General features: G+C 33.3%; 12 protein-coding genes and 1 tRNA gene. 12 read left to right on the top strand and 1 reads right to left on the bottom strand.

Annotated elements, in window-relative coordinates:
- Window positions 1–38 precede the first annotated feature (38 nt).
- The 12 genes from V7S76_RS05780 (at window position 39) to V7S76_RS05725 (ending at window position 11,706) form a co-directional block, all read left to right on the top strand.
- A complete protein-coding gene (locus V7S76_RS05780) occupies window positions 39–182 on the top strand; it encodes a hypothetical protein (protein ID WP_459488960.1) in 144 nt (47 codons plus the stop codon).
- A gap of 91 nt (window positions 183–273) precedes the next feature.
- Window positions 274–1,032 (top strand): 3-keto-disaccharide hydrolase, encoded by a 759-nt coding sequence (locus V7S76_RS05775; RefSeq protein WP_459509112.1) that lies wholly within the window; start codon window positions 274–276, stop codon window positions 1,030–1,032.
- Window positions 1,033–1,094: 62 nt separating this feature from the next.
- Window positions 1,095–1,859, top strand: a complete 765-nt coding sequence (locus tag V7S76_RS05770; RefSeq protein ID WP_459509111.1) for a class I SAM-dependent methyltransferase — start codon at window positions 1,095–1,097, stop codon at window positions 1,857–1,859.
- Window positions 1,860–1,866: 7 nt separating this feature from the next.
- The gene (locus tag V7S76_RS05765; protein WP_459509109.1) at window positions 1,867–3,156 is read left to right on the top strand and encodes an aminopeptidase P family protein; all 1,290 of its coding nucleotides are present in this window, start codon (window positions 1,867–1,869) and stop codon (window positions 3,154–3,156) included.
- A 2-nt stretch (window positions 3,157–3,158) separates the two neighbouring features.
- Window positions 3,159–4,376 carry a DUF819 family protein gene (locus V7S76_RS05760; protein ID WP_459509108.1) on the top strand — a complete coding sequence of 406 codons (1,218 nt, stop codon included), beginning with the start codon at window positions 3,159–3,161 and terminating at the stop codon, window positions 4,374–4,376.
- 16 nt (window positions 4,377–4,392) lie between these two features.
- Window positions 4,393–6,180, top strand: coding sequence for a translation elongation factor 4 (lepA, locus tag V7S76_RS05755; protein WP_459509107.1), 1,788 nt, complete (start codon window positions 4,393–4,395; stop codon window positions 6,178–6,180).
- A 73-nt stretch (window positions 6,181–6,253) separates the two neighbouring features.
- Entirely contained in the window at window positions 6,254–7,864 is a 1,611-nt protein-coding gene (locus V7S76_RS05750; RefSeq protein ID WP_459509106.1) for a 2-oxo acid dehydrogenase subunit E2, read from the top strand.
- Between the two features lie 57 nt (window positions 7,865–7,921).
- Window positions 7,922–8,785 carry an ATP phosphoribosyltransferase gene (gene hisG / locus V7S76_RS05745; RefSeq protein WP_459509105.1) on the top strand — a complete coding sequence of 288 codons (864 nt, stop codon included), beginning with the start codon at window positions 7,922–7,924 and terminating at the stop codon, window positions 8,783–8,785.
- 4 nt (window positions 8,786–8,789) lie between these two features.
- Entirely contained in the window at window positions 8,790–10,049 is a 1,260-nt protein-coding gene (hisD, locus tag V7S76_RS05740) for a histidinol dehydrogenase (protein WP_459509432.1), read from the top strand.
- Window positions 10,050–10,054: 5 nt separating this feature from the next.
- Window positions 10,055–11,104 carry a histidinol-phosphate transaminase gene (gene hisC / locus V7S76_RS05735; protein ID WP_459509104.1) on the top strand — a complete coding sequence of 350 codons (1,050 nt, stop codon included), beginning with the start codon at window positions 10,055–10,057 and terminating at the stop codon, window positions 11,102–11,104.
- Window positions 11,105–11,108: 4 nt separating this feature from the next.
- Window positions 11,109–11,633 (top strand): hypothetical protein, encoded by a 525-nt coding sequence (locus tag V7S76_RS05730; protein ID WP_459509103.1) that lies wholly within the window; start codon window positions 11,109–11,111, stop codon window positions 11,631–11,633.
- Window positions 11,633–11,706, top strand: a tRNA-Ala gene (locus V7S76_RS05725). The genes V7S76_RS05730 and V7S76_RS05725 overlap by 1 nt, the downstream gene beginning before the upstream one ends.
- A 30-nt stretch (window positions 11,707–11,736) precedes the next feature.
- On the opposite strand, the gene nspC is transcribed toward V7S76_RS05725, so the two are convergent.
- Window positions 11,737–12,870: a carboxynorspermidine decarboxylase gene (gene nspC, locus V7S76_RS05720; protein ID WP_459509102.1), complete on the bottom strand. Its 1,134-nt coding sequence runs from the start codon at window positions 12,868–12,870 to the stop codon at window positions 11,737–11,739.

Here is a 12,870-nt window from a genome sequence, read left to right as displayed (position 1 = left end):
CGAAAAATTGTAATTTCGCAGACCAAATTATTAAAGACATGGCTGTAACAAGATTAAAACGTAAAGACAGAAGAAATAAAGCAGTAGCAAATAATAAAGTAGCTGCTATCAAAATTTTAAAACAACGTCCAATTATTAAATTGGTAGATGTTGAAGAAATTAAAGCAAGTTTTGCTAAATAATTTTACTTCTATTTTGTAAAAAACCGGCATTGACCGGTTTTTTTATTGCCAAAAATTAAGTAAAATTGTTATCTAAATATTTTATTTTCATATGAAAAACTACCTACAATTATTTGCAATCTCTGTAATTGCTACCATTTCAGCACCTTTATTTGCTCAAGACCATCGTAATATTGTTGAAAATCCTACAAAACCTGATGTCACAGAGTTTTGGGATCCTGAAGTTAGAGTTGTATCTCCTGGTTCTATTCCATCAGATGCTATTATCTTATTTGATGGAAAAAGTCTAGACAATTGGGAAACTGTAAAGGATGGCAGCGCAGCTAAATGGAAAGTGGAAGATGGCAAAATGACAGTCGTTAAAGGAGCTGGCAATATATCTACCAAACAAAAATTCACTGATTATCAATTACACATTGAATGGCAATCTCCTATAGAAGGTGATAATTTGAAAAGTCAAGGTAAAGGAAATTCTGGTATTTTCATGCAAGGAATGTACGAGGTTCAAGTATTGAATTCCTATCAAAATAGATCCTATAGAAACGGTCAAGCAGGTAGTATTTACAAGCAATCGGCACCATTGGTCAATGCTACTTCTAAAATGGGCGATTGGAATGTTTATGATATCATTTATACAGCGCCACGTTTTACAATCAATGGTGGTATCGAAACACCTGCCTATGTGACAGTTATTCATAACGGAATTGTTGTTCAAAATCATACAAAAATTCAAGGTACGACTGAATATATTGGTCAACCGAAAAATCCAGTTCATGGACCAGGTCCAATTAGTTTACAAGACCACGGAAATCCTGTAAGCTTCCGTAATATTTGGATTCGTGAAATGTAATTCTTTTTAAATTATTTTAGAGGAAGGTTTTTTTTACTGAAAAACCTTCCTTTTTTTTGTTTATGAAATATCTAATAAGTTGGGTTTTACGAAATATCCCTAGAAAATATATTCAATTAGTTGCACATCAATTCTTGAAAACCTATTCGCTTTTTTTGAGGGGTAATAAAGTTAATTGTCCGGTTTGCAATAATCATTTCACAAAATTCCTACCTTATGGAAGATTAAATCCAAGGGAAAATGCACTTTGCCCCTCTTGCCTAACATTGGAACGACACCGTTTAATGTTTTTATTTTTGAAAAAGGAGACAGACTTTTTCACATCAAGTCCAAAATTACTGCATGTAGCGCCTGAGTATTGTTTCATTAATCGATTTGAGAAATTATTAGGGGAAAATTACATAACAGCTGATATTGAATCTCCTTTGGCCAAGGTCAAAATGGATTTACATCATATTCCATTTGAGGATAATACGTTTGATGTTGTATTTTGTAACCACGTTTTAGAACATGTCGATGATGACTTTCAATGTATGCGAGAAATCAGACGAGTTTTAAAACCTACGGGGTATGCCTTGTTACAAAGTCCACAAAGATATGATTTAGCAACTACCTATGAGGATCGCTCGATTACTGATCCTAAGCAAAGAGAAATCCATTTTTTACAAGATGATCATGTAAGAATTTATGGAAGAGACTACGGTAAACAATTGGAGAAATCTGGATTTACGATTACAGAAGTAAATATGATTGAGAAAATTGGAGTAGAGGAAAGTAAAAAAATGGGTTTACCATTAGATGAAATAATTTATTTAGCTACCAAATAACACTAACATGAGATACGATTCATTTGATTCCCAATTATTTATATCCAACCGGAACAAACTTTATCAACAGCTTCCACCGAAATCAATTGTGCTCATTAGTTCAAATGACATAATGCCAACTAATGCTGATGGTACAATGGGTTTTAAACAAAATAGTGACTTATTTTATCTATCTGGTTTAGATCAAGAAGAAACATTTCTAATATTATATCCCGATGCTCCGGAATCACATTTGAAGGAAATAGCTTTTGTTCGTGAAACATCTGAATTAATTGCTGTTTGGGAAGGTCATAAATTGACCAAATCACAATCATCTCAAATTTCTGGAATCAAGAATATTCAATGGACACAAAACCTCGATGCGGTTTTAAAAACATTAATCTATTCTGCGGATCATATTTTTATGTTGAATAATGAGCATATAAGAAATAGCTCAGATGTAGAAACACAAAATGATCGATTCATAAAACAAATCAAACAACAATATCCACTGCATTCAATTGAAAGATTAGCTCCTATCATGAATCGAATTAGAATGATTAAAGAGCATGAGGAGTTAAATGCATTAAATAAAGCGGTTCAAATAACTAATCAAGGATTCAGAAGAGTATTGGATTTTGTGAAACCCGGTGTATTTGAATATGAAATTGAGGCGGAATTTATACATGAATTTATATCCAATAAGTCGGGTGGATTTGCTTATACCCCTATCATTGCTTCCGGGGCTAATTCATGTGTTTTACATTATATCGAAAACGAACGAGAATGTAAATCTGGAGATGTTTTATTGTTAGATGTAGGAGCTAGTTATGGTAATTATAATGCTGATATGACTCGGACTATTCCTGTAAACGGTAGATTTTCAAATAGACAGAGACAAGTTTATTCAGCTGTATTAGATGTATTAAATTTTGCATCTGATTTAATGAGACCTGGGATTTTTTGGGTAGATTATCAAAAAGAGGTTGAAAGGTTTATGGAAGGTAAATTAATTGATTTAGGATTGTTTACTAGACAAGATGTTGATAGTCAAGATGTTAACAGTCCATTGTTCAAAAAATACTTTATGCATGGAGTGGCGCATCATTTGGGTTTAGATGTTCATGATGTTTGGGACAAATATCAACCATTTGCTTCAGGTATGGTTTTAACTTGTGAACCTGGAATATATATTCGGGAAGAAGGGCTGGGAATTAGATTGGAAAATAACCTATTAATAACGGATAATGGTACGATAAATTTAATGAAAGACATTCCATTGGAAATTGATGAAATTGAAGACTTAATGAATTCATAAGAATGATTCAAAGCGAACTTTCCATTTTACTATTTTTGATTGTCTTAATTGCTGGTATTTTTTATCTAGCAAATAGCTCATTACGAATATTTAAATTTATATTTAAAGCAATACCTCCCCTATTGTTTTGCTATTTTTTACCTTCATTTTTAGTTGAAATTGGTTTAATTGATGTTTCAAAGTCAGATTTGAATAATAGTCTTTCGAAAATATTATTACCTTTTTGTATCTTTTATTTTACACTTGGTTTACCTATCAAACAATTAAAATCAGTAGGAAATAAATTTTTGATCGTTTTTTTAGCAGGTGCATTTGGAGTAATTATTGGTGGGCCAATTTCGTTAATAGTTAGTCATTTATTTTTTCCTGAATCATTTAATTCGGAAAGTTATAAATCAATGAGCACGATAGCAGGTTCATGGATTGGTGGAACTGCTAATCAGATGGCTCTAAATAGCATTTTCTCGCCGACTTCCAATGAATTTGCTAAAGCTGTAACGGTGGATGTGTTTTTTGGCGAACTTTGGTTAACGATGTTATTGGTGTTAATTCCATTTCAGTACCAAATAAACCGTTTCATGAAGTCCAATGTAAATCTGGATCATGAATTTATGGATTTACCTTCTAATACCTCTTCCAAAGTTTTTCAATTTAACCAAGTAATTTATATTTTGGGTTTAGGTTTTTTTGTTTCTCAATTATGCATTTTGTTAGCTGAATATTTTTTCAATTTTACCACAGAACACTACGGAAAATTAACTGTCTTTGAATTTTTAAATAAGAGTTTTTGGACATTTTTATTTAGTACAATAATGGGTATAAGTCTAGGATTAACTAAAATTAGTAAATCTTATGATTCAGGAGGAGACGTCATTTCTAGCATTTTTCTGTATATCATTATTGCTTCCATTGGTCTAAAAATATCATTAGGTCATTTATTTTCTACACCAATCTTATTATTCACAGGATTTTTATGGATAAGCATACATGGATTAGCTATCTTTGTAGTTGGGAAATTAACTAAGGCACCATATCATTATATGGCTATTGCATCTCAAGCTAATGTTGGAGGAATCGCATCAGCCTCAGTTATTTCTACAGCTATATCACCCAAATTGACGCCCTTTGGAGTTATATTGGCTTTATTAGGATATGCTATTGGCACATATGGTGGTTATTTGTCTGCCATAATAATGAAATTAATTAGCGTAAATTATTAGTATTTATAATTATTGAATGAAACATCTTAGGAACTTTTGTATAATAGCACACATTGATCACGGTAAAAGTACCTTAGCGGATCGATTAATTGAATTTACCAACACGGTTCAAAAACGTGATATGATGAATCAATTATTGGACGATATGGATTTGGAACGCGAAAGAGGAATTACGATAAAGTCGCATGCGATTCAAATGACTTATCCAAAGGATGGAATAGATTACACCTTTAATCTAATTGATACTCCTGGTCACGTAGATTTTTCTTATGAAGTTTCTCGTTCCATAGCAGCTTGTGAAGGTGCCTTATTGATAGTCGATGCATCACAAGGTATTGAGGCCCAAACAATCTCGAATTTATATTTGGCTATCAACCATGATTTAGAAATTATTCCAGTATTAAATAAAATCGATTTGCCTGGTGCTATGCCTGAGGAGGTTTCGGACCAAATTATAGATTTGATTGGCTGTAAAAAAGAGGATATTATACATGCTTCGGGTAAAGAAGGAATTGGTATTCAAGATATTTTAGATGCAGTTGTAGAGCGTATACCCGCACCTAAAGGAAATCCAGATGGTGAATTACAAGCTTTGATTTTTGATTCTACATTTAATTCATACCGAGGTATTGAAGTAATATTTCGTGTGTATAATGGACAAATTAAAAAGGGAGATAAAGTCAAATTCATGAACACTGGTAAAGAATATTTTGCCGATGAGATTGGAACACTTGGTTTGGAACAAATTCCCAAACAATTAATCAAATCTGGAGATGTGGGTTATTTGATTTCTGGAATAAAGGAAGCAAAAGAAGTTAAAGTTGGAGATACGATAACGCATGTTGCATCACCTTGCAAATCAGCTATTCAAGGCTTTGAGGAAGTAAAACCGATGGTTTTTGCAGGTATCTACCCGGTGGATACAACAGAATTTGAAGATTTACGAGATGCCATGGAAAAATTACAGCTAAATGATGCTTCTTTGGTTTGGGAACCGGAAACATCTATGGCTCTTGGATTTGGATTTAGATGTGGGTTTTTAGGTATGTTGCACATGGAAATTGTGCAGGAGAGATTGGAGAGAGAATTTGATATGACTGTTATTACAACAGTTCCGTCTGTAAAATTTAAGGTGTTAACTACCTCTGATGAAGAAATTTGGGTATCTGCCCCAAGTGAGTTACCGGAAGCAAATTTTATCAATTACATTGAAGAACCTTATATTAAAGCTCAAATAATCACAAAATCCGAGTATACAGGTAATATCATGAACCTTTGTATGGATAAAAGAGGTATTTTAAAAAATCAAATTTATCTAACAACTGATCGGGTAGAATTACAGTTTGATATGCCCTTATCCGAGGTGGTGTTTGACTTCTTTGACAAATTAAAAACTATATCTAGAGGTTATGCGTCTCTGGATTATGAATTTAAAGGATACGAAGAAGGGGAAATGGTTAAGTTGGATATCATGTTAAATGGTGAAAAAGTAGATGCACTTTCAGCGATTGTACATAGAGATAAAGCCTATGAGTGGGGTAAAAGATTATGTGAGAAATTGAGGGAATTATTACCAAGGCAACAATTTGAAATTGCTATTCAAGCTGCTATTGGTCAGAAAATAATAGCTAGAGAGACTGTTAAAGCTTTGAGAAAAGATGTTTTGGCCAAATGTTATGGTGGAGATATTTCCAGAAAACGTAAATTATTGGAGAAACAGAAAAAAGGGAAAAAGCGGATGCGTCAAGTAGGTAATGTAGAAATACCACAAGAGGCATTTATGGCAGTATTAAAATTAGATTAAGTCAAATATTTTAGTGAAAATATTTTAATAACAAGCGTTTAAACCGTAATTTTGAATTTTTAAAAAACAAAAGATGGCTGAAGTAATTAGAATGCCCAAGATGAGTGACACCATGGTTGAAGGTGTTATTGCTAATTGGTTGAAAAAAGAAGGAGATGTGATTAAATCTGGTGACATTATCGCAGAAGTAGAAACGGACAAAGCGACAATGGAATTGGAAAATTATGAGGATGGAACCTTGTTATATATTGGTATTAAGCAAGGCGAAGCAGTACCTGTAGATGGTATTATTGCAATTGTTGGCACGCCTGGTGAGGATTATTCAGCATTATTAAATCCAAGTGCTTCAAGTAATATCGTGACATCCGTGGCAGAAGTTTCCATGACCGCAACAGAACCTGCTCCTATCGTTGATAATACACCATCAGTAGATTTAAGTAGTATAACAGCCAAAGTGGTTAGAATGCCAAAGATGAGCGATACTATGGTGGAAGGTGTGATTGCCAAGTGGTTGAAAAAAGTGGGGGATGTTGTTAAATCCGGAGATATTATTGCTGAAGTTGAAACAGATAAAGCTACCATGGAATTAGAAAACTATGAAGATGGTACATTATTATATATTGGGGCTAAAGAAGGAGAAGGAGTTATTGTTGATGGTATCATCGCAATAGTTGGTGAACCAGGTACCGATTTTCAACCTTTATTACAAGTTGTAGCACCAAAACCTGCTGCTCCTGTAGCAAGTGTAGTTGTTAATTCGGACCCAGCTCCTATTGTAGCCGTAAAAGAAGAAAAATCTGTTGCTGCTCCGACTAAAGAAGCATCAAAACCAGGTACTGAGATAAAAGCATCACCTTTAGCCCGTGCTCTGGCCAAAGAAAAAGGATATAATTTAAATTGGATTACAGGTACCGGAGAAGGTGGTAGAATCACAAAATCAGATATAGAAGAATACAATCCAAATTCTGGTGGTGGAGCTACTGGAAATTTTGTTTCAGGTACAGAAAGTTTCGAGGACATTCCAAATAGTCAAATGCGCAAGACAATTGCACGTAGATTATCTGAGTCTAAATTTAGTGCTCCTGAGTTTTATTTAACCATGGAAATTAACATGGATAAAGCTATAGAGGCAAGAAAAACATTGGTTGAAGCTTTACCTGTAAAAATATCATTCAATGATATGGTGATAAAAGCAACTGCTTTGTCATTGGCCAAACATCCAAAAGTTAATTCCTATTGGATGGAAGATCGCATACGGGTAAATAAACATGTTCACATTGGTATGGCGGTGGCTGTGGAAGATGGATTATTAGTCCCAGTAATTCGATTTGCTAATGAAAAATCGATTGCTCAAATTTCAGCAGAAGCGAAAGACTTAGGTGGAAAAGCAAAGTCAAAGCAATTGCAACCTAAGGATTGGGAAGGAAATACGTTTACGGTTAGTAATTTAGGTATGTTTGGTATTGATCAATTTACTTCAATTATTAACTCCCCAGAATCATGTATTTTAGCTGTTGGTGGTATTAAAGAAACGGTTGGCGTAAAAAATGGCCAATTTTATGCCACCAATATTATGAAGTTAACCTTAACTTGCGATCATCGTGTGGTAGATGGAGCAACTGGGGCAGCATTTCTTCAGACATTGAAACAATATTTAGAGGATCCTCTAAAAATGTTTATCTAACATTTTTTCAGCAAGCCTCGGAAGTAATTTCGAGGCTTGATTTTTATTTTAAGAATTATGAGTACAGAAAATATCAGAATTGCTGTTCAAAAATCAGGTAGATTAAGTGATGACTCTTTAAAACTATTTAAGGAGTGTGGCATAAAATTTGAATCTGGAAGTTCTAAATTAAGAACCGTTTCGAGTAATTTTCCAATTGAATTTCTTTTTTTAAGAGATGATGATATTCCAGGATATGTAGAAGATGGAGTAGCTGATTTAGGTGTTATAGGCCTAAACGTGTTGATGGAAAATAAGAAAAACGTCGATATTGTTAAAGAATTAGGTTTTTCAAAATGCCGTTTATCTTTAGCTATCCCAAGAAATGAAGTTTATACGGGATTGGAATATTTCCAAGGAAAAAGCATAGCTACTTCTTATCCAAATCTTACCAACGAATTTTTATTATCTCATGGAGTAAAAGCTGAGACGCATGAAATTTCTGGTTCAGTTGAAATTGCACCAAGTATTGGTCTAGCGGAAGGAATTTGCGATATTGTTTCTACCGGTGGTACCCTATTGAGCAACGGATTGAAGGAAGTGGCAGAAGTTTATCAAAGTCAAGCAGCCTTAATTTCCAACCAAAAATTATCAAAAGAGAAGCAAGCAATTTTAGCAAAATTATTGTTCAGAATCGACTCTGTACAAAGAGGACAAAATGCCAAATATGTTGTTTTAAATACCAAAGAGGAGAATGTTTCAACAATTATATCCTTATTACCAGGTATAAAATCCCCTTCTATTTTACCTTTAGCGGAAAAAGGTTGGGTTTCTATGCATTCTGTGATTACCGAAAATGATTTTTGGGAAATCATTGATTTATTAAGAAATGCGGGTGCTGAAGGTATTTTGGTATTACCTATTGAAAAAATGATTTTATAATATGCTGAGTCTAATAAAATTTCCTCCTAAAGATTCATATTCAACTATTTGCAAAAGGCCTCAATTAGAGTCTAAATCATTAGATCATTTAATTGAAGAAATTTTTGAGATAGTTGAGAATAGAAAAGATGAAGGACTTAGAGATTTAACGCTAAAATTTGATAATAGAACAATTGATTCAATTATCTATAGTAAAAGAGAAATTGATGAATTAGCAAAAGGTGTTTCTACAGAATTACAATTAGCTATTGAAAAAGCATATGCTAATATTTCCAAATTTCATACATCTCAAATATTAGAAGAAAAAAGAATAGAGACAAGTCCAGGAGTAACTTGTTGGCAAAAAGCTACGCCTATTGAAAAAGTAGGAATTTATATTCCAGGTGGTACTGCTCCCCTATTTTCAACAATTTTAATGCTTGCCATTCCAGCTAAAATAGCGGGTTGTAAGCAAATAATACTTTGTACTCCAGCCCAACATCCTGCAATCTTTTTTGCAGCGAAATTGTGCGGTGTTACACAAATTTGTAAAGTTGGTGGAGCTCAAGCAATTGCAGCTATGGCATTAGGAACTGAATCTATTCCTGCAGTTTACAAAATATTTGGTCCAGGCAATCAATATGTTACAGCTGCTAAAATGTTTGCTAACAGTAAGGGCGTTGCTATAGATATGCCGGCAGGACCATCGGAAGTTGCCATTTATGCTGATGAATACGCTATACCTGCTTATATTGCTTCTGATTTACTTTCTCAGGCTGAACACGGAATAGATTCACAGGTTTTTTTGGTTTCAAATAATGAAGAAACCTTAAATTCAACTAATAAGGAACTTGAAAAACAGTTAATACAACTGGATCGTAAAGAATTTGCAAATAAATCTCTTTTGAATTCAAAATCTATTTTGGTAAATAATCGAGAAGAGGCGATTGATTTATTGAATGAATATGGTGCTGAGCACTTAATATTGGCCTGTGAAAATGCTGAAGAATTTAGTGATCATATTATCAATGCAGGATCTATATTTTTAGGTAATTATACTCCAGAAGCTGCTGGTGATTATTCCTCAGGAACCAATCATACATTACCTACTAATGGTTTTGCCAAGGCATATTCAGGTGTCAATTTAGATAGTTTCATCAAAAAAATTACTTTACAAAGCATTACAAGAGAGGGATTAGAGAATTTAAGTTCTAGTATTGTCGAAATGGCAAAAGCAGAATCGTTGGATGCACATGCTAATGCAGTTTTAATACGTTTACAATAAATATTATGGATTATCAGTCAATCATACTACCTCACATTTTCAATTTAAAACCTTATTCATCTGCTAGGGATGAATTTAAAGGTAGTGAAGGTATATTTTTGGATGCTAATGAAAATCCAATTGGATCAGCAACAAAAGAGAATTGGAATAGATATCCCGATCCCTTGCAAATTGAGATTAAAGAGAAATTGGCTAAAATAAAAAAATGTGAGTTAAATCAGATTTTTTTAGGAAATGGTTCTGATGAGGCAATTGACTTATTAATCAGAATGACTTGTTCAAGTCATGTACATAATGTTATTATTTGTCCCCCCACCTATGGTATGTATGAGGTTTCTGCCTCCATCAATAATATTTCCATTTTAAAAGTTCCACTTACTGCTGATTATCAATTAGATACAGAGAATATTTTGAGGAATATTAATAATCATACAAAATTGGTATTTATCTGTTCTCCTAACAATCCAACAGGCAATAAAATTAATCGAAATGATATTTATACCATTTTAGATAAATTCAACCATGGCTTTGTTATTGTGGATGAGGCATATATAGATTTTTCAGATGAACCAAGTTTTATTTCTGAATTAGCAAAATATCCTCAATTAATTGTTTTACAAACCTTATCTAAAGCATATGGTTTAGCCTCATTACGCTTAGGAATGGCATTTGCAAATATGAAAATTATTCAAATACTGAATAAAATTAAACCACCCTATAATATTGGAGGGGCTACACAAGCAATTGTTCTTGAAGCTTTAAATAACGATAAATTTTTAAGTAAATCGGTAGAAAGTATTATTTCTTCTAAAAATGAATTAATTTCAAGTCTTGCTAAATTTAATTTTGTGAAAAATATTGTTCCTTCACATTCCAATTTTATTTTAGTTAAATTTGAAAATGCTGACCATTTGTTTGATTATTTGATAAATCAAAAAATCATCACTAGAAATAGGTCAAAAGTTGAATTATGTCAGGATTCTATTCGAATAACGATTGGCTTACCAGATGAAAACAAAACATTACTTGATAAAATAATTGAATTTTATAACTAGTATTATGCTTAAAAAGGTTTTTTTAACATTTTTATTCGTGAGTTTAAGTAGTTTGGCCTTCAGTCAATTAAAAGACTGGGGATCAGGATTTAGAATTGGAGAACCAGGTGGTTTTATGGTGCGTAAATATCTACCAAATGGGGTAAATGCCATAGAGGTCAACATAGGGACATATGGTGGTATTTGGGGGACGGATCGAAATTACAAAGATGGAACGTTTCAAAATATTGGTTATTCCATCAACGCTCTTTATCTATGGCATCATCCAACGATTATCAATCCCAACATCCAAACCTATTATGGTTTTGGACCTCAGTATACCTCAAGAGATTTTTATCCAAAAAATAGTAAAATAGCAGAAAGTAATCAAAAAGCCTTTGGAGGTGCTGCCATTGGAGGTATTGAATTTTTCCCAATTGATGCTCCTAATTTATCTTTTTTTGGAGAAATCGGTTTTTATGAAGAAATTGCTCCTAATCCCTTCTTTTTTCATTTACAAGGTGGAATTGGTGTAAGAGTTAATTTTTAGGGGATGTAGCTCAGTTGGCTAGAGCGCTTGCATGGCATGCAAGAGGTCGTGGGTTCGAGCCCCATCTTCTCCACAAAAAAAGCACCCGATGGGTGCTTTTTTGTTATAATCGATCTTTAAAAGATTCGTAACCAAACTTCTTGTATAAATGGAAGTGATTATCTACATCCAATTTACCAATTGATGGTAAATTAACACCATTAAAAGTAGTTGTTTTGACCATTGTATAATGAATCATATCCTCAAAAATGATTTCATCGCCAATAATTAATGGTTTTTTGAAAGAATAATCACCGTAATAATCTCCTGCTAAACAAGTCATCCCACCAAAACGATAATTAAAACTTCCTTTTTCAGGTTCCATTCCAGCATTCCTAATTCTTGGTTTGTAAGGCATTTCTAAGGTATCAGGCATATGAGCTGCAAATGATACATCTAAAATGGCTACATCAATTCCTGCTGAATGAACGATATCTAAAACGGTCGATTTTAAAAAACCCGTTTGCCAACCTACCGCTGAACCTGGTTCTAAAATGATTTGTAAATTGGGGTATTTAAAACGAAAATTCTTTAATAATCCGATGAGGTGATTAACATCATAATCTGCTCGAGTAATTAAATGTCCACCTCCTAAATTTAACCATTTTAGTTTGGGTAACAGATCACCAAATTTTTCATCAATGACTGCCAAAGTTCGTTCTAATACAAAAGAATCATTTTCACATAATGTATGCGAGTGTAAACCTTCAATACCTTCCGGTAATTCTTTTAATTCAGATCTACGAATACCTAGTCGAGAACCAGCGATGCAAGGATTATACATATCTGTTTCTACCTCGGCATATTCGGGGTTTATACGTAAACCACATGAAATACCTGATTCTAATGCACGATCTTTAAATTGATGAAATTGATTCAATGAATTGAAAGTGATATGCCCTGCATAGGTGCAAAGTTCACTCCATTCGGATTCTAAATAGGCGGGCGCATAAATATGAGCTTTTACACCCATTTCTTCAAAAGCCAATCTTGCTTCATTCAAAGAAGAAGCTGTTGCACCTGCCAAATAGTTTTTTACCAATGGAAATTCATGATAAAAAGAAAATCCTTTTAAAGCACAAATAATTTCAATCCCAGCTTGCTCTTGAACGTATTTTAATAATTCAAGATTTTTGATTAATAATGATTCTTCTAAAACATAACATGGCGAAGGAATCTCAGAGTATATCGTTGCCAT

This window comes from Aquirufa sp. ROCK2-A2 (assembly GCF_054558485.1).
This window is presented reverse-complemented; position numbering and strand designations above follow the sequence as displayed.

Excerpts from the sequence above, each read along its gene's own strand:
- V7S76_RS05730 (WP_459509103.1), top strand. The coding sequence starts at position 11,109 with ATGCTTAAAAAGGTTTTTTTAACATTTTTATTCGTGAGTTTAAGTAGT.
- V7S76_RS05780 (WP_459488960.1), top strand. The coding sequence starts at position 39 with ATGGCTGTAACAAGATTAAAACGTAAAGACAGAAGAAATAAAGCAGTA.
- V7S76_RS05765 (WP_459509109.1), top strand. The coding sequence starts at position 1,867 with ATGAGATACGATTCATTTGATTCCCAATTATTTATATCCAACCGGAAC.
- V7S76_RS05760 (WP_459509108.1), top strand. The coding sequence starts at position 3,159 with ATGATTCAAAGCGAACTTTCCATTTTACTATTTTTGATTGTCTTAATT.
- lepA (WP_459509107.1), top strand. The coding sequence starts at position 4,393 with ATGAAACATCTTAGGAACTTTTGTATAATAGCACACATTGATCACGGT.
- hisC (WP_459509104.1), top strand. The coding sequence starts at position 10,055 with ATGGATTATCAGTCAATCATACTACCTCACATTTTCAATTTAAAACCT.
- nspC (WP_459509102.1), bottom strand. The coding sequence starts at position 12,870 with ATGGCAACGATATACTCTGAGATTCCTTCGCCATGTTATGTTTTAGAA.
- V7S76_RS05775 (WP_459509112.1), top strand. The coding sequence starts at position 274 with ATGAAAAACTACCTACAATTATTTGCAATCTCTGTAATTGCTACCATT.
- V7S76_RS05770 (WP_459509111.1), top strand. The coding sequence starts at position 1,095 with ATGAAATATCTAATAAGTTGGGTTTTACGAAATATCCCTAGAAAATAT.
- V7S76_RS05750 (WP_459509106.1), top strand. The coding sequence starts at position 6,254 with ATGGCTGAAGTAATTAGAATGCCCAAGATGAGTGACACCATGGTTGAA.
- hisG (WP_459509105.1), top strand. The coding sequence starts at position 7,922 with ATGAGTACAGAAAATATCAGAATTGCTGTTCAAAAATCAGGTAGATTA.